This is a genomic window from Cytobacillus sp. S13-E01, assembly GCF_029193815.1.
Taxonomy (GTDB): domain Bacteria; phylum Bacillota; class Bacilli; order Bacillales; family Bacillaceae_L; genus Bacillus_BV.
In genome coordinates this window covers 1-16,469 of record NZ_JARFVC010000057.1, presented here as the reverse complement: position 1 = coordinate 16,469, position 16,469 = coordinate 1, and the positions used below count along the sequence as shown (strand labels likewise).

The 16,469-nt window shown below is 34.0% G+C and carries 22 protein-coding genes and 2 pseudogenes; 17 read left to right on the top strand and 7 right to left on the bottom strand.

What is annotated here, in order from left to right:
• The first annotated feature begins 196 nt into the window (after positions 1 to 196).
• From PY093_RS20665 to PY093_RS20615, 11 genes and pseudogenes are all read left to right on the top strand, one after another.
• Positions 197 to 790: a DUF6431 domain-containing protein gene (locus PY093_RS20665; protein WP_345774247.1), complete on the top strand. Its 594-nt coding sequence runs from the start codon at positions 197 to 199 to the stop codon at positions 788 to 790.
• 144 nt (positions 791 to 934) lie between these two features.
• On the top strand, positions 935 to 2,320 hold the full coding sequence (locus PY093_RS20660; RefSeq protein WP_275647034.1) for a DDE-type integrase/transposase/recombinase: 1,386 nt from the start codon (positions 935 to 937) through the stop codon (positions 2,318 to 2,320).
• On the top strand, positions 2,317 to 3,111 hold the full coding sequence (locus PY093_RS20655) for an ExeA family protein (protein ID WP_275647033.1): 795 nt from the start codon (positions 2,317 to 2,319) through the stop codon (positions 3,109 to 3,111). Before PY093_RS20660 ends, PY093_RS20655 begins: the two co-directional genes overlap by 4 nt.
• Positions 3,101 to 3,289 (top strand): hypothetical protein, encoded by a 189-nt coding sequence (locus PY093_RS20650; RefSeq protein ID WP_275647032.1) that lies wholly within the window; start codon positions 3,101 to 3,103, stop codon positions 3,287 to 3,289. The genes PY093_RS20655 and PY093_RS20650 overlap by 11 nt, the downstream gene beginning before the upstream one ends.
• A 216-nt stretch (positions 3,290 to 3,505) precedes the next feature.
• The gene (locus PY093_RS20645; protein ID WP_275647647.1) at positions 3,506 to 3,736 is read left to right on the top strand and encodes a hypothetical protein; all 231 of its coding nucleotides are present in this window, start codon (positions 3,506 to 3,508) and stop codon (positions 3,734 to 3,736) included.
• Positions 3,737 to 3,899: 163 nt separating this feature from the next.
• Complete coding sequence (locus PY093_RS20640) at positions 3,900 to 4,391, top strand: hypothetical protein (RefSeq protein ID WP_275647646.1); 492 nt, start codon at positions 3,900 to 3,902, stop codon at positions 4,389 to 4,391.
• A 38-nt stretch (positions 4,392 to 4,429) separates the two neighbouring features.
• On the top strand, positions 4,430 to 4,792 hold the full coding sequence (locus PY093_RS20635) for a hypothetical protein (protein ID WP_275647645.1): 363 nt from the start codon (positions 4,430 to 4,432) through the stop codon (positions 4,790 to 4,792).
• A 61-nt stretch (positions 4,793 to 4,853) separates the two neighbouring features.
• Entirely contained in the window at positions 4,854 to 5,540 is a 687-nt protein-coding gene (locus PY093_RS20630) for a hypothetical protein (protein WP_275647644.1), read from the top strand.
• Positions 5,541 to 5,598: 58 nt separating this feature from the next.
• Positions 5,599 to 6,237, top strand: coding sequence for a recombinase family protein (locus tag PY093_RS20625; protein ID WP_275647643.1), 639 nt, complete (start codon positions 5,599 to 5,601; stop codon positions 6,235 to 6,237).
• Positions 6,238 to 6,290: 53 nt separating this feature from the next.
• Positions 6,291 to 6,761: pseudogene (locus tag PY093_RS20620) on the top strand (RNA-guided endonuclease TnpB family protein); the annotation flags it as partial.
• Positions 6,762 to 7,021: 260 nt separating this feature from the next.
• Positions 7,022 to 7,447, top strand: a complete 426-nt coding sequence (locus PY093_RS20615) for a DUF5301 domain-containing protein (protein ID WP_275647642.1) — start codon at positions 7,022 to 7,024, stop codon at positions 7,445 to 7,447.
• Between the two features lie 39 nt (positions 7,448 to 7,486).
• On the opposite strand, the gene PY093_RS20610 is transcribed toward PY093_RS20615, so the two are convergent.
• The 4 genes from PY093_RS20610 to PY093_RS20595 form a co-directional block, all read right to left on the bottom strand.
• Positions 7,487 to 7,942 carry a hypothetical protein gene (locus PY093_RS20610; RefSeq protein WP_275647641.1) on the bottom strand — a complete coding sequence of 152 codons (456 nt, stop codon included), beginning with the start codon at positions 7,940 to 7,942 and terminating at the stop codon, positions 7,487 to 7,489.
• Positions 7,943 to 8,061: 119 nt separating this feature from the next.
• Complete coding sequence (locus PY093_RS20605; RefSeq protein ID WP_275647640.1) at positions 8,062 to 8,211, bottom strand: YvrJ family protein; 150 nt, start codon at positions 8,209 to 8,211, stop codon at positions 8,062 to 8,064.
• 95 nt (positions 8,212 to 8,306) lie between these two features.
• Positions 8,307 to 8,549, bottom strand: a complete 243-nt coding sequence (locus PY093_RS20600) for a hypothetical protein (protein ID WP_275647639.1) — start codon at positions 8,547 to 8,549, stop codon at positions 8,307 to 8,309.
• On the bottom strand, positions 8,524 to 9,147 hold the full coding sequence (locus PY093_RS20595) for a sigma factor-like helix-turn-helix DNA-binding protein (RefSeq protein WP_275647638.1): 624 nt from the start codon (positions 9,145 to 9,147) through the stop codon (positions 8,524 to 8,526). The genes PY093_RS20600 and PY093_RS20595 overlap by 26 nt, the downstream gene beginning before the upstream one ends.
• A 504-nt stretch (positions 9,148 to 9,651) precedes the next feature.
• Here PY093_RS20595 and PY093_RS20590 point away from each other — a divergent pair.
• The 4 genes and pseudogenes from PY093_RS20590 to PY093_RS20575 form a co-directional block, all read left to right on the top strand.
• Positions 9,652 to 9,909, top strand: a pseudogene (locus tag PY093_RS20590) (Tn3 family transposase); the annotation flags it as partial.
• Positions 9,910 to 10,485: 576 nt separating this feature from the next.
• Positions 10,486 to 10,788, top strand: a complete 303-nt coding sequence (locus PY093_RS20585; RefSeq protein WP_275647637.1) for an AbrB/MazE/SpoVT family DNA-binding domain-containing protein — start codon at positions 10,486 to 10,488, stop codon at positions 10,786 to 10,788.
• Between the two features lie 27 nt (positions 10,789 to 10,815).
• Positions 10,816 to 11,253, top strand: coding sequence for a PIN domain-containing protein (locus PY093_RS20580; protein ID WP_275647636.1), 438 nt, complete (start codon positions 10,816 to 10,818; stop codon positions 11,251 to 11,253).
• A gap of 193 nt (positions 11,254 to 11,446) precedes the next feature.
• Complete coding sequence (locus PY093_RS20575; protein ID WP_275647635.1) at positions 11,447 to 11,833, top strand: hypothetical protein; 387 nt, start codon at positions 11,447 to 11,449, stop codon at positions 11,831 to 11,833.
• A gap of 135 nt (positions 11,834 to 11,968) precedes the next feature.
• Here the strand turns inward: PY093_RS20575 and PY093_RS20570 are convergent, their stop codons facing one another.
• A complete protein-coding gene (locus PY093_RS20570; protein ID WP_275647634.1) occupies positions 11,969 to 12,631 on the bottom strand; it encodes a hypothetical protein in 663 nt (220 codons plus the stop codon).
• Positions 12,632 to 12,903: 272 nt separating this feature from the next.
• On the opposite strand from PY093_RS20570, the gene PY093_RS20565 reads away from it, so the two are divergent.
• Both PY093_RS20565 and PY093_RS20560 read left to right on the top strand, forming a co-directional pair.
• Positions 12,904 to 13,089, top strand: coding sequence for a PspC domain-containing protein (locus tag PY093_RS20565; RefSeq protein ID WP_275647633.1), 186 nt, complete (start codon positions 12,904 to 12,906; stop codon positions 13,087 to 13,089).
• Positions 13,090 to 13,354: 265 nt separating this feature from the next.
• The gene (locus tag PY093_RS20560; RefSeq protein ID WP_275647632.1) at positions 13,355 to 14,005 is read left to right on the top strand and encodes a DNA cytosine methyltransferase; all 651 of its coding nucleotides are present in this window, start codon (positions 13,355 to 13,357) and stop codon (positions 14,003 to 14,005) included.
• On the opposite strand, the gene istB is transcribed toward PY093_RS20560, so the two are convergent.
• Both istB and istA read right to left on the bottom strand, forming a co-directional pair.
• Positions 14,006 to 14,776 (bottom strand): IS21-like element helper ATPase IstB, encoded by a 771-nt coding sequence (istB, locus tag PY093_RS20555; RefSeq protein WP_275647388.1) that lies wholly within the window; start codon positions 14,774 to 14,776, stop codon positions 14,006 to 14,008.
• Entirely contained in the window at positions 14,773 to 16,341 is a 1,569-nt protein-coding gene (gene istA, locus PY093_RS20550; RefSeq protein WP_275647389.1) for an IS21 family transposase, read from the bottom strand. Before istA ends, istB begins: the two co-directional genes overlap by 4 nt.
• Positions 16,342 to 16,469: the final 128 nt, after the last annotated feature.

Genomic DNA, 16,469 nt, shown 5'->3' with positions numbered 1-16,469 from the left:
TGTTCGCAGCCATCCTTAATGTCGCTATCTAATGGAAGTTGGTCTTTATTTTTGTCGGATGGTATTAAAAGAAAGAGCCGTCAGCTCTAATGACTATTGTATAATGTCATTAGAGCTGACGGCTCTTAAACTAGAAAAGGAAAAGGTTATTTGTTCCTCTTCGCTTGGCGGCCCAGAGAACAAATAACCTCACACTATGATGACTATTATACTAAAGTGCCCCATTGCTATCAATAAATATAAGAGATTTGTTAAAACTTTTAATGAAGAGGTTTTTTGCCCCTGTTGTGGAAGGAAAACCAGAAAACACGGAAAGTATAAAAAAACGATTCATTTTAAGCATCAATCCTTCCGGATTCCTATCATGCGTAGAAGGTGTCCAGATTGTAATAAAACCTTTTCGTTGATGCCTTGCTTTGCTATCCCGTGGGGAAGGTTTGCCATACATATTTATGAATTTTTAGGAAGATGGTTGATTAGCGGCATTCCCATTAGTCAATTAGCTGAGCTTTTAACGACCTCATCAGTTTCAGTCGTTTCCCTTAAGACACTTTATCGTTGGAAGCGTCGGTTTCAAGAACTATGGGGAAACTGGTGGATTGATCAACGAAAGAAATGGATAGCTGAGTTCGATGGTGAAGAAGGGGTACTGCCCTTATATCGAGAAGGAATAAGCTCTAGCCAAGAGATTCAACTTCTTCTCTCCTTCTTTTTTAATGATGGCGCTATTCCTTGTAAAGGAAGGCTTCTTTCCATGATCAATCTCCGCCAGCCCATTTTCTATCGGTGAAGTCAGGTAAAACGTCGGATTAATTGGTCAATATTTATAAAAATTCCTTTTTCTTGCTCCACAAAATATGTCCCTATCTTAGAAGCTAAAAATCTAGGAAAATGGGGTTGTTTCCTATTTTATGGAATGAGAGGAGAAAAAGAGATGAATGAAACGACGCGAAACGAGGTAGCTGCCTTTCGATTTGGATTAATTGCACCAATCGTTCAACGGCAACTACAGCCTGGGGAGAGGTATGCCCTTTTAAAGGAAGTTGCTAAACAAAGATATACTGTCCCAGGCAGTGAAAAGAATACAGTGAGTATTCGATCATTAGAGAGGTATCTTCAAGCTTACGAGCAGGATGGGTTTGAGGGACTTAAACCTCAATTGAGAGAAAAAAGAGGAAGCTTACAGAATCAAGATCCAGAGGTGCTGAAACGAGCGATTGAGTTACGAAAGGAATTACCTAGTAGAAGTGTTGAACAGGTTATCCGAATACTAGAGTTAGAGGGTATGGTTTCAGTGGGTGTTCTAAAACCTCGCACTCTATCACGATATTTCCAAGAAACGGGCTGGAGTAAAAAAGACATTTACCGTGCGGTAAAGAAGGAATTCCGACATTTTGAACATGATTCACCAAATGATTGCTGGCAAGCAGATACGCAGCACACCCTCTATTTACCCGATCCAAAAAATCCTGATAAGCGAAAAAAGGCCTATCTCATAGCGATTATAGACGATCATAGTAGAAGAATTATGCATGCCGAATTTTTTATGGAAGAAAGATATCCTCGTTTAGAACGTTGTGTTCAAAAAGCTGTTGTAAGATTTGGTGTTCCAAACCTTTTTTTCTGCGATAACGGTTCGGTTTATAGTGCCAAGCAGTTTCAAATTATGTGTGCACGAATGGGTACAAAACTTGTGCACGCAAAGCCATATTCGCCAGAATCAAAAGGAAAAATTGAGAAATATTTCCAATTTGTAGATAGTAGTTTTACAGGAGAAGCGAATTTGTTAATCAATCAAGGAAAACTCACGACATTAAAGCAATTGAACGAATACCTACGGTCTTGGTTAGAAGCATATGATAACCGTATTCATCGCAGTACAAAACAAACGCCTAAGAAACGCTATGAAGCGAAGGAAGAACAAACTCGTCACCTTCCCGCAGAAAGCTTGAAAGAGATTTTCCTTTGGGAAGAGGAACGAACTGTACGAAAAACAGCGATCATCGAATTAGAAGGCAATCAGTATGATGTAGATTCCTCGTTACGTGGAAAACGAATTCAAATTCGCTATAATCCATTCGATTTATCAATGATTCAAGTATGGAAGGATGATGAGCGCTTTGATGACGCTAAGCCTGCGGAACTCCGTAATCAAAGCCACTCCAAATTACCAGAGGATGCGGAAAATGACCACTCTCCTGTAGGTGTTTCTAGTTTCTTGGAACAATTGAAGAGGCACCAGGAAGAAGAAAAACGAAAACAAGTTGGTACAACCAGTTTTGCCAAATTAAAAGAGAAACAATCAAGGGGGAATGAATGATGCTAGACTTTTTCGAAATGAAGGGTGTTCCTTTCACACGTGAGATTTCACCTAAGCATCTATTCAATTCCTCTAGCCAAAGGGAAGCATCTGCACGATTAGAATATGCCGTGCAGAACCGTCAATTTTGTCTTTTAACAGGGGAAGCTGGGATGGGAAAATCAACGGCAATCCGGTCGTTAGTTCATCAATTAGATCCTATTCATTATCATTATCTATATATATGTGACTCTTCCTTGAATCCAAAACTTTTTTACAGAGAAGTTCTGCAGAACTTCGGCATTCAACCTGCCTTTCGTTCAACGGATGTAAAGCGACAGTACCAATCTTTGATGCTTGATCTTTATGAAAATGAGAGAAAGCGTATCGTCATTGTTCTAGATGAGGCACATCACTTTTCTGACTCAATGTTACAGGAACTACGCTTCATTCTCAATTTTAAAGAAGATTCAATGTCCCCTTTATCTCTTATTGTGGTGGGGCAACCAAGTCTAAGAAATCTATTAAGGGTAAAGCAACTTGAAGCAATTGAACAACGAATTCAGATGCGCTACCAAATGAGTGGTCTAACAGAAAAAGAGACGATTGATTATATACGACATCAGTTAAAAGTGGTTGAAACCCCTCATGAAATCTTTTCAGAAGAGGCTATCCAGGCAATTTATAATTTTAGTCAAGGGATTCCACGTAAGATCAATACACTTTGTAGTCAAAGCTTATTGGATGCCTTTATTCAAGGTAATAAGATTGTAGGCGAATCTCATATACATCGGGTGATAAATGAACTGTAGTAGAGGGATTCCCCAGTATTATGAACAGTTGGAGAATGGCATTGCCGAGATGGAAGCAACTATTGAACGATTAAGAACGGAGATACATGAGTTAATCAAAATGAAAAATGCATTATATCACTTGAATGGTTTTCTTGAAAAAGAGTCGAAAGAAAAAATCGGGAACTTTCCGTTTTAATCTTCGACAACCAAATTGTCCATTGTAAATGCCAGTGGTGTTGAGGGTGACCGTTAGTCAGTTGCCCCGTCACTGCCGCTGGCAATAAAACCGCCATCGAAGGTGGCTGCGGACAGCAGAGTACGGAACCAATATGGACTACTTGGAGTGTGATAACAGTAACTGTCAAAGATGCTTTGAATATGTAACAGATGATAATGGTGTAATAGAGATTTTGTGGGAAAGAACACAGTAAGTTATGTCGCAGTACGAGGTATTTGTGCAACAAAAGGTTATTATTTCGAGGAAGAGAAATATTGGAAAATAACAATCTTTAAGCGTAACGAAAAACCTTGGTTTACTTATACGTTTCCAGATATGACAGAAGAAGATGCAGATAACTTTGTTGAGTATAGAAATAAGCAATTGAGAGAAGCGAGAAAGTCTTACAAAAAATTCTTTGGATAAGTGTGTCGCACTTCGATTTAAGGATGATTGATATGTCTGACCACCAAAAAGAAATAGAAGCTAATGTTTTTGCGATGGCAATAAAAAGATAATTACGAACAAAAGGCGATTTACCTAATATTAGACAGACTGATTATACGACATAGAAAGTAGGTTAATAAACATGCATTCAAAACCTAGAAAGAGGAATTTTGACGTTAAAGCGTTTTACGACACTCTTATTGCTGAAGGAAAAGCTGAAGTAATTAAGTTACCAAGCGATCCTGTTGAAGCAAAACAATTAATGGAAGAAAAATTGAAGGAATATGGATATGTCAAAGGGGAATTTTTAGTGGAGAATAGATGTAGTTCTTGTAATGAAGTGTCACCTAAATTATTTAATCCACCTTCTACTTTTATAAATCCAGATAATACGATTTTAAAGGGTAAGTTTTGTAAAACATGTGTTTTAAATGTAATTGAAGCAGGTTATAAGAAGTTTTTTGTAGTATTTGATAATAACGAACCAGTTGTCTTAAACGTTAAGGAAGATGTTAATAGACCGAACAATCCAGATTGTGAACAAATTATCCAAAATTGGATAACGGATAATTACGGACCAAACGCAAAATGTAATTGGTGGGAAATTAAAGTATGTGACTCCTATGATATTTAATTAAAACTGGACATTTCGAAGATAAAGAGGTGCTTTTAATGAATGAAATACTAAATAAATTTAAAGATATTTATGTTTTGTTTCCACCAAAAGGTGAACTAAGACTTGAAATGAAATTCTTTTTAAAATATGACGGACAAAATTTCTATGAATTCTACAAAAAAATTTGTAAGGGGAATCTAGGAGCTGTTTATTATGATTCTTACGAGAAGTATTTAACTGAATTTTTACTTCCGCATCTAAAAGAATTCAAAGAAATTAGGCTTGGATTGGATTCCTTTTCAGGAAAAACAAGTTGGTTTGGCGATAAAAAAGCAGGTGGCGAATGGGGTATAGCTTTGGCACCTGTAAACTTTAATTTTTATGAAGGAGCAGCCAAATATAAGAAGTATAATGCTTAATGTCGTAGTTCGAAAAAAGTTGACACTAGATAAAATTAAATTTTAGATCGGAGAAGATTAGATGATTCATATTTCTCAATTGAAAGAGTATAAGAGTTTTTTTGTAGAAACAAGCGTAAATGATAAGTTTGAATTTGTTAGAGTTGACAATGGTTTCATTTTTCGTGATATAACGCCACCATTATTGGAAAAAGAGATAACAGATCTAAAGTCAGTAAAGATACCTAACCGTCTTCTACCATTAATAAAACAGGGAATATCAATAGATAGTTCAGAATTAATGTTTTTTGATGGAATTGAAAAAGGTTCATCTTTAGTTTTTTATGATAATGAAGGAATGGCTTTAACAAATGGAAAGATTACTGAGCTGTACTTAAAACAAAAAATTGGTCAATTTGAATTTACAATCCATTTATTAGAGTCTGCTGGAAAAAAGGTTGATTTATATTCTCTTGCTACTAGTGGATTTGAAATACAAACAGATATGAATAACTACGCCATCGAGCATAAAGAGGATGGTTTATATTTCGAAAACAGTGAAGTATATGCTATTTACTCATTATTTCGTGTAAAGGCAAATTCTAAAGTTATGCACTTAGATTCATTGAACTTGATCCATGAGTATGACGTCCATCCTCAATTTCTATTTTTAAACAAACCATTTATTATTCTAAGGAAAGAAAACAGCTATATAAAAGTAAGTGTCATATTTGAAAATGTTAAAGCAATTAATCCGATAATCAGCTAATTTTGGTCAGATCAACTATATTGTAATTAATGAATGTGAAATTGGAGTATTGAAATTTATGGGATATGAAAATAAAAAAATAGCTTATATTCGTGTATCGAGTAAAGATCAAAATATAGAAAGACAGTATAAAAAAATGTTAGAGCTAGGTATTGAAGAGAGATTAATCTTTATCGATAAACAAACAGGAAAAGACTTTGAACGCCCTGAGTACAAGCTTATGAAAAGATTTATAAGAGAAGGTGATTTATTATATATTGATTCACTGGATCGTTTAGGAAGAAATTATGATGGAGTAATAAGTGAGTGGAAACATATCACTAGAGAACTAAAGGCTGACATAATCGTTTTAGATAATGAGTCCTTATTTGATAGTAGAAAATTCAAAGAAATGGGTGATATGGGGAAACTCATGGAAGATCAGTTCCTTTCACTTCTATCTTATGTTGCAGATCAGGAACGCAAGAAGATCAAACAAAGACAAGCTGAAGGAATTGCTATTGCCAGAGATAAGGGTATATTAGGAAGACCTAAAATCACTTTTAACTCTTTATCTAAAGAACAAAAACACATTATTACAACATATTATAATAGCTGGAAAAGAAAAGAGATTACAGCTGTAAAATTCTATGAAATGCTAGATCTAAAGAAAAATACTTTCTATAAAGTTATAAAACAATATGAAGAATCACTTTAACCAATTGTTTAATTCTACATTTAGAAAGAAATGACAAGGAGGAGGTTTGATTCATGGGAAAAACTATACATAAATCGTTTCGATATCGTATCTATCCCAATAAAGAACAACAAAATCTAATGAACCGAACCTTGGGTTCTTGTCGTTTTGTCTATAACCACTTTCTTAATATGTGGAATGAAACATATCAAGAAACAGGAAAAGGTCTTTCCTATGGAACATGTTCAAAACAACTACCTAGCTTGAAGTCAACGTATCCTTGGTTAAAAGAAGTTGATTCTATCGCTGTGCAAACAGCTGTAAAAACATTAAGCGAGGCTTATGATCGTTTCTATAAAAAACAGAATGATAAACCTGTATTTAAAAGCAGAAAACGTCCTGTGCAATCTTACACCACAAAGAAGACGAATAACAATATTAAAATAGAAGATAACAAGATTAAGTTGCCTAAACTAGGTTGGATTCGTTTTGCTAAATCTCGTGAGATTCAAGGGCGTATTATCTCTGTTACTGTGCGCCGAAATGGTGCTTGGTGCAGAACATCTTCGTGATTGGAATGCTGCGACAAATATTGAGATTGAAGGTTTACGCCTTTTAGGGGTACCGTCAGGAAAATGCAGATTTACAACGCTAAGCCCATTGTCCTGACGGTACCCCTATAAATTATATGAAAAAGATTCTAGCTTTCATTCAGCTAATTATTTTACTTCTTTGTTTAGTAAAAAAACTATGGAGAAATATGGTATTATTAGAAAGAATATTCTAAAAAGGAGGTAGAGTTTGATTGAAAAAGAGTTTATTGGCTTTTGCATCAATAATCATTGTGTTTTTAGGTATTTTTTATTTTTATAATGTAAACAAAACTACATCGTTAGATAATGTATTAAGTGATATTGATGTATCTGACATAACTTCTATCGAGATTATTAAGTCTTCCGACAACAAAGAAAAAATTCTGCAAAACAAGAATGAGATTAACAATTTTATACAAATCTTCTCACAAGTAGAATTTAAAGAACGCAGCTTGAAAAAATTAAAATTCGATGAATCCTACTGGATTACAATAAGAGAAAACGAAGAAAGAAGTGTAGGAATGACCATATATGATGAAAACTATATGTTGGTATACATTTATAAACCAACCAGTCAAAATAGCTTTGAAATTTTAAACGGTCGTTCTTTAACAGACATTGAAAATTACTTTAAATAAAAAAAGTGCCCAGGATATTATCCAAGACACTTTTTTTATTTAACTTCTAACTTCCCAATAACCATCAGTAGTACGAACTCTAAGAACTGCTGCTGGACCCATAACAAATCGAATTGTCTTACCATCAACAACATATTCGATAAAAGGAAATTCAGCCTCAACCAAGTCATATTTTGGATTATTGAACACTTCTTCTATATAACCCATGTTCCAATAACCTTCATAAACTAGATCTTTTAATATTTCTTTTGGGTTAGGTGCTAATGCTGATGCCACACCAACTGTTGCAATTGCCGCACCACCAGCTGTGCTTTGAAGAAAAGCGAAACTTAAAACACTAGCTACTGTTCCTAATACTGTTGTTAATCTGTTCGTGTCCAAATCAACAATTCCAGAGTCATGCATGTTTCGCTGTGCAATTTGCATGTTCTCGATTTTTGCTTTAGTAACCTGTAAAATTTGTGTATATTCTGAAACTCCTGAAATATAAGCCATAATAAAAAATTCCTCCTAATTAATGTTTTAGTTTTTAACAAGTTTTTTCCGGCGCCGTTCTTAACTTGTTATTAATGAAAGAGAAATCTTTTTTAAAAAAACAACCACTTAATTTTTTTCTAAAATTTTGTATTCATTATTTGTTGTAGTTTCGCTATTGCTTCTGTTAAACTCTCAATTCGCTTCTCAAAACGCATTAAAAGATAGATTGCAATCACAACAGGAAAGCCGAAATTACCAAGTATCCCGACTAGTACGGGCATTTCCATCTCATTCACCCCCTTTGGTAATAAAGAGCGTGAAATTCTTAGTTAATAAACCATCAATGTGAAAATTAATTATTTCAAATAAATAAAAAAACGACCTAACAAAAGTTAGCCCGTAAATTATTTTTTTTATTGAACTCTTCCTGGTAATCACTATAAGTAAGTGGAAATTCAATTTTTCCATTAAGTACAGCTTCGCTGACCTTTAATCTTATTTCTTGTTCCAAATCCTCTCTTTCGCTCCTTTCCGCATTTAATAATGATTTTTTAATCTTAGGGTTCATTAGTAGTAGTGCTTTGGTTAAGATCTTCTTTTTATCTATTTGCTTGTCCATTCTCATTCTTTTCGACCTCTTTTCTATACTCACTTTTTAACTTTGTTAATGCTTTTTTCTTTATCTTAGCAATGTTTTGAGGCGTGTCACCGTACAGTTCTGCTACTTCGACTTGTTTTAATTGTTTAACCACAAGAAGTCGAAGGATTTCTTGTTCTTTATTGTTTAATTTCATTAAAACGTTATACAACAATTCATCGTCTACCAAATCAAATAAGGAAGAGTCCATGTTCGCACTATCAAACTTTACAATCTCTTGTTTAAATGAAAGATAATCTACCATAGAATTTTGACCCTCTCCATTATCATAGGGTTGGTCTATTAATAGAAGATACCGCTCCTTCTGTTTTCTGCGTTTTTTATCAAAATCGTTAGAAAAATGATGGGAGAGCGTAGACGTATATTTGATTAAACGATATAAATAAAAGTGTTCGGCAAACCTGTAATCCAATTGCTTTTTAGCAATCGAGTTCCCTTCAATAATAGCTTCTTTGAGCAGTAACAAATTGCTAGCATCTTTATCAAAGAAACTCTTAACAATAGGCTGAGATAAGAATTCTGAGTTCTCATTCTCATATTTTTCTAAACTTTTGTACCTTTTCATAACGACCATCAACCTCCTACTAATTAAAGAGTAATTAACCCCCAAAAAAACAACTAAAATCAGAACACAAGTTCCTATTATTTTACCAGATTTTTGTTGAAACTTGTTACTTATTTCGTGGAAGCCCTGTTCAAGAATTATGAAAAGACATGTTTCCTTAGAATAATTGAAATAGGGGGAATTTTTATCTTTATCCCATAATTAATAGTAAAAAATGACCATTTTTCTAAATAAATTAAAGGGATTTTCCTTTTTTACCAAATCTGTAATTTTTACTCCAGTCACATCCCGCAAATTGGTATAGCTGAACTTCTTTCAAATATCCCTTTCCTAGTATTTTCAAAACTTTTCCAATTGGGAGAGGTAATTAGTATGAAAAGGCTTTCTATCATTATGTTAGTAATTACATTTTCTTAATGAGGACGTGGTTATCTCTAAATCAGCAGCAACATCTTTTGAAAAGTATCCAAATTGTTTGAAGGATTAGAAATTTGGTCGATATTAATTAGGGAACGAACCATACAGCATCAGCTTCAAAGAGCCAGTGCTCTAAATATAATTATCAATGCTATCAGTATCTGGAATACTCTACATCTAACAAAAGTAGTTGAATATCAAAAACGGACAGGTAGTTTTAATGAAGACTTATTACACAATATGTCACCTTTAGGATGGGAACATATTAATTTGCTAGGAGAATACCACTTTAATTCGGAGAAAGTGATCTCATTAGATTCTTTAAGACCACTAAAACTTTCTTAACGTTGTTAAAAAACGGGGGTACCGTCAGGACAATGGGCTTAGCGTTGTAAATCCGCATTTTCCTGACGGTACCCCTTTTAGGGAAAACAACCGTCGGAACGACGGGGGTAGCCTGATAAATTACCCTCTGTTAGGAGTGGTTATCCAGGAATCTCGTGGTTTTAACCATGAGTGGTTCAAGCTTGTCGCATACACCCAAAACCAAGTCAACTTAGAAATAAAGTTTCGTTTGTCTTTTTCGCACTCTCTATCGAACATCTTAAACATAATAGATCAAAATCGCAAATGGAGTTATAGCACTATGAGAGTGAAAAAGGTGGGATAAACTATGTTAATCGAATATGTTTGTCCTGATTGCAATATTCAGGAACTAGAGACACAGATCATATCGAGTAAGGGATAAAGATAAAGTAAGGAGTGAAATAATTTCTTTACTAAAATTAAAAGTAATACTAAAATAGTATGTAAGTAGGGAAAGTGGGTTACCCAATTAATAATGAAAAGGAGAGTATTTAGTTTTATCGAAGTAGTATGTTAACCAATACTACTTTAAGTCAAAGGGGAGGAACAATACAAATGGCTTACCAACCACAGTCTTACCATGAAGGTTCACATGTCACCTTATCCCAGAAATCTACCCTTACTTCCAAAGGACAAGTTACCATACCACAAAAAATTAGAGAAGCAATTCAAGCTAGTACAGGTGACCAAATAGAGTTTAGTTTAAATGAATCTGGTGAAGTAATTATAAAAGCTATTAAGAAAGATTCATTACTTTCACTATTCGGATCAATGCCATCTAAAGAGGAAACGGTCCTTGAATGGGAAACAATAAGAAGTAGAGCTAGCGACGAGAAAACACAAGGTGAACTTCTGTAAAAATTTTAAAGTGAGGTTTTATATTGTATGAGCATTCAGGAATTTTACGCAGATACTAACCTAATAATACGTTTTCTTACAAATGATGATCCAGTCCAATCACCTATCGCACTAGAGGTTTTTCAAGAGGTTGTTAATGGGAAAATAACCTTAATCCTTACATCCCACATCGTTGCAGAATGTTGCTGGGTACTTGAATCTTCACGTTATAAATATACACCGAAGGATATTGCTTCAAAGCTTTCGCAAATCATAGAATCCCCAGGAATCAAAGTAGATGAAAAAGAAGTATTGCTATCTTCACTTGAAGCCTATCATTCTATGAATGTAGATTTTATCGACGCTTATTTATCGACTTTAGCATCCAAGAATAAAAAAAGCGTTATTACATGGAACAAAAAGCATTTCAAACGTTTACCAGGAGAATATTATTCACCTGAAGATATAATTGATTCTAATGAATAAACTAGATTAAGAGACTAATAAAGTCTCTTTTTTTGAATCTTTTTCCAAATGGAATACTGTTAGCTAAAGCTTCTTTCATCGATTTCAAACTGTTTTACAAAGATAGTATAAAATGACTGGTAAGTTAAGACGAAAGGCTCTTTTAGTGTATATATGGTATAATATAGAAAAATTTTATAAAAGGAGAAATGCTATGGAGATTCAAAAAAACCAAAATGATGCCATTATTATTAACCCACAAAAAACTATTATTAAACCCCAAAAAAAACGAGATATTAAATGGTTGTTACAGAGAATGGGTGCAATACTTTTTTTAAGTACTTTTTTAATGATTTTTACTAACCCATACAGTTTAAATTCATCTTTCGAAATTATAAAGATAGAATATGCTACTATATCATTGAGTAATATAATTCATGTTATCTTATTCTTAGTATGTAGTTCTATATTTTATTATATAGTGATTTATTTATATTTTCGTAGTAAGAATACTAAAAAGTTATTTTATTGGATTTTATTTTTAACAGGTTTAACTTCTACTATTTATGCATTCTATAGCATTTTAACTAAAGGAAACTAAACAAAAAGAATTTCATAGCACTTATATGAAATTCTTTTTGTATTTACTATAGTTTATTCTTCTAATTCAGGAGGAGATTATGTTTCTTCAACTTTATCATCTCCTTATTTATATTCTATTCTAAATATTTACTATTTATTGTAAGGGATGGTCTTGGAAACTAGCAGCAAAGCTTCCATAATAGTGATCAACTGTTATTGGCTTTATACCTTGTACAGCCCTCATAGTATATGTTGCTGTAAATGTAGCTGTGCTACCAGAGTATGAGCTAGAAGTATTAACATTATCCATATATGGAGAAAACGATGCACCAAAGTTTGTGGCAGTTAGAGAAATTGAAGGTGTAGATGCATAGGTAACTGCATAAGTACTTGCATTATAAGAATAATTACCAGTTACATTAACAATCCATTCACCGCTATATCCCCTATCCGAAGTTGCATATTCATAATATTCTTTTGAAACGGTTTTGCTTCTTATATCAGAAATACTTTCAATGTTTAAATTATCAATCTTAATTAAAGAAACTGATAAGTCATTATCTTTAATCAAATTTTGAATACTTTTATAATCTTCATTATCATAAAAATCAGAAGTCTCCTCGATAAACTCTTCAGTTATATCTGAACCACTTGAATCTAGTACATTAAGATTACTTAAATCATCAAATACACTGTCTATGAAATTAGTAAACAAGACACTAACTTCTGATTCATCTACCTTCTTAGCTGATACTTGTGATGTTAATAACAACATAATACTTAAACATAAGGCAATGCTTAAAAACTTCTTCTTCATGAACATCTCTCCTTAATCTATCATATATTTTCCAACAAATATCAATTTACCACATTTACCCATTTTTGTAAAATTTATTTTAAAATTATTTAAAATAAAAATAATATTCTTACTATAATACTCCGCTTCGAATATAATTCTCCAATAACTCTCATTAGCGCTTAATTTTAAAAATATTTATAATAATTGAAACTTTTTATTCAATTTATCGTAACTATATAAGATGTAAGTACGTGTAAGAAGTGATTAAGAAACAAAAAGGGGGAATTTAAATGTTACAAAAGTTAACTAAATCCACCACTGATAGGATGATTTTCGGAATATGTGGAGGGATTGGTGAGTATTTTGGTATATCTTCTTTAATTTTAAGGGTAATATTTTTTGTAACTGCACCTGTTTCCATTTTTGTATATATATTACTTATTGTTTTTTTAGTAAATAATTATAAAATTAAATAAATCTGATGCTTATTTATCTAATCTATCTTCATAAAATAATAAAAATGTTCTTAAGTGGAACAAAAGACCATTTCAAACGCCTACCTTGTGAATTTTATTCACCTGAACAGGTACTTTCAAGAGACTAATAGAGTCTCTTTTTTTATTGAAAAAAATAGAATACTAGATACATATTACTGTATATTTGTATATTTATATGGTATAATATTAATAGATAGAGAGAAATACAAATAACAAACAAATAAGGAAAAAAGGATGATGATGTATGAAATTTATTAAAGGTTTGCTTAAAAAAAGGAAAGCTAAGAGGCCCGAAAGAGGTATCTATCTACAGGATCGTGAGCTTCAAAACACGGTATTTCAACCAGGAGCAAATTATAAATACATAATCGACTCAAAATCCAAAAAAATCATTATTGTAGCTTCATCTGATGAAAAGGATAACACCGTTTCTAAACGTGTTTTAAAAGAAACGACAAAGCCTGTAATAGATATCCGTAAAAAAGATGCACTTGAATTATTTAATGGGTGCGACTACTTACAAGTTGAAATTTTCAATGATAAAGTCATTGTCGAAGGTTACACAGAAGATAAACAACAGTCAACTAGTTCTAAAACAACCGTTCTAAATGCTCAGAAAAAAGTTGTAGATATAAATCAAATTTTATCAGTTAAAAAGAAAGCTTCAGCAATCATTTTCGGTATCGAGAAAGAGAGGGATATGGTTGAAACGTATAAATCAAATATAGGTGAACATATCGTTCATGGAGATATTACGGAATTTGATAAATCAAATTTTCCTTCAGTTCCAATCATTATAGGTGGAAGTCCATGCAAAGGATTTTCAAATGCTAATAGAATCTCTAACTTTCTAGATAAGTGTAACCGTCAAGTGAAAATGAACACTTTTTGCTAATTAATTTTGAACACTTTCGTTCCCAAAAATGGAAGAACGATGTTTCATTCGGTAACTTTTTTCCTCTCTAAAATGAATCACTTCTGCCCGATGGATGAGTCTATCTAAAATGGCTGTTGTAATGCCAGGATCACCTAATAATTCTCCCCATTCTTGAGGCCCTTTGTTCGATGTTATAATGACAGAAGATTTGTCATATAGGTCATTAATCAAATGAAAAAACAGATTGGCTTCACGAGTATCCATTGCCATATACATCAAATCATCAATAATGATTAAATGGGAGTCTCTGATACGTTTCATCCTTGTCTGTGACTTTCTTGTAAATTCCTCTGTTTTTAATGTGTGAATGAGTTCACCCATAGATATAAATGACACCTTGTATCCTTGATGAATAGCTTCTATTCCTAGTGCCGTTGACAGGAGCGTCTTGCCCACCCCTGTTGGTCCTAAAAGGATAAGGTTGTATAATTGATCTAGCCATGCGAACTCCTTTAATTGGTTGATTTGCTTCTTGCTTAGTGATTGCTGCTCATTCAGATTGAATGCCTCAAGTGTTTTATAAAAAGGGAACCCAGCCCATTTTAGTCTCTTTTCAATTTGTTTCTCATCACGACGCTTTTGTTCGTAAGCCGTCAAGTGGTCAATAAACATTCGGTACGTCCAATCCTCTGTTTCCGCTTTCGAAATCAGCTGGGGGAGGTAGGTGGCGCTTTCTGCCCACCTTAAGGAACGTAAACGGTGTTGCAGCTGTTCAATGGAATGATTCATTTGTATACACCCTCTTCCAGTAAAGCTATATATTCATTTATATCTCGAGTCTGTGGTTTTGTATTAATTACAGATTGATCGGTTGCATAGATTGGTTTCAACTGTTCACCCGTTCGATCCTCTGGTTTGCTGTTTACTTGGCGTTGGCGTTTGACATGTTGGATGATATCGCTAAATTCAGTCGCACTATACAGCCCCCTGTTGACACATTCCTTTAAAGCATCACTCGCAAACTCTGGCTCAGATTGAAGCACCTTTGAGATGAGTTGAAGTTGATCACGAATATACCGCGGGTAATTACGATGGACTTGAGTTAGAAATTCAGTCGCGAGCTCCACATCCTCAAATTTCTCGGAAACACTAGTTATGAAAACAGCTATGCCTTTTGTGCGATCCCGTGTGTGCTGGCGATCTTGAATCAGTTTACCTTTCTCGTGACTAATCTTATGGTAGGCAATTACAGGCCCTTCCTTTTCTTCTCGAACAAGTAAATGGTTCTTATCTGTCACTTCGATATAAACTTCTTTATCTTTCTTATGGGTTCCGAGAGGAACAGAATACCGATTTGATAGGTAGAGAATAGTATTGTCCTTCCTAACGGTTCTTGTTATACTTGAATCAATACTTGAAATAGTAATTTTTGTAGTGACCGGTCTTAAGTGTTGTTTTTCAAGGTTAAACACTTCGACTGGTCTCTTTTTTGTTGTATTGTGAACTTTACCATTTCCTGTTCTTTCAAGCCATGCGATGCCCTGTTCATTCCACTGATCGATATTGTGAAAGGCACGATTCTTAGCGAAGTTTTTCTTTATAAAACCAACCACGTTCTCAATTCGCCCCTTGCTTTCAGGATCCGCCTTGCGGCAAACATGAAGGACTAATTTCCTTTCTTCACGATAAGCTTGAAATTCACCAGTAAGAATTAGGTCTCCAGCATTCTCGCTGACTACCATAAGAGAGTCTTGATCATAAACAATTTCGTGAGGAATACCCCCAAAAAACTGAAAGGCATTTTCATGCGTTCGAATCACATCTTTCGTAGTGAAAGGCCTGTCCAACCACTCGGCATATTTATACCGGGAGTGCGAAAGTACAAAACTAATGAAATATAATTTGACCTCTTTTCCATCTGATGTCTTTTGTATAGTTTGGCCAAAGTCTACCTGAGCTTGTTTCCCCATCGGAGGGTCTGGAACGGCTTCGTAGACACGTTTTGTTTCTGTTTTAGGAAGCGAATATTTCTCCCGTAATTCTTTAACATAACCACGTACTGTGCTCTCAGCCACCTCTATACCCTTATATTTTTCGAATAACCAGTCATGAACTTGAGATGCAGAGAGATCAGGATGTTCACTTAGCCATGTTTGAATAACCATCTCATATGGATCAAGCTTTTTTGCTCTTGTTTTTGTTGATGCCATCCATGAACTCATTTCATCCGGCGATTTTTCTAAATATTTGTAAACGGTTGTTCTTGAAATCCCTAGCTTTTTAGCGATCCTCCTTATCTTAAACCCTTGTTGTTTTAATTGATAAATCTCCATATACACTTTCCACTTTTCCACCTTTCAGTTCCCTCCACTTGTGATGATAATTCTGATAATCTATCACATTATACAATGTTTGGAGAAAAATTTTTAATAGTATAGGGGGAGGTCGCCGCATTGAAAGTGGTGCCGCCCCTCCCCGGGGC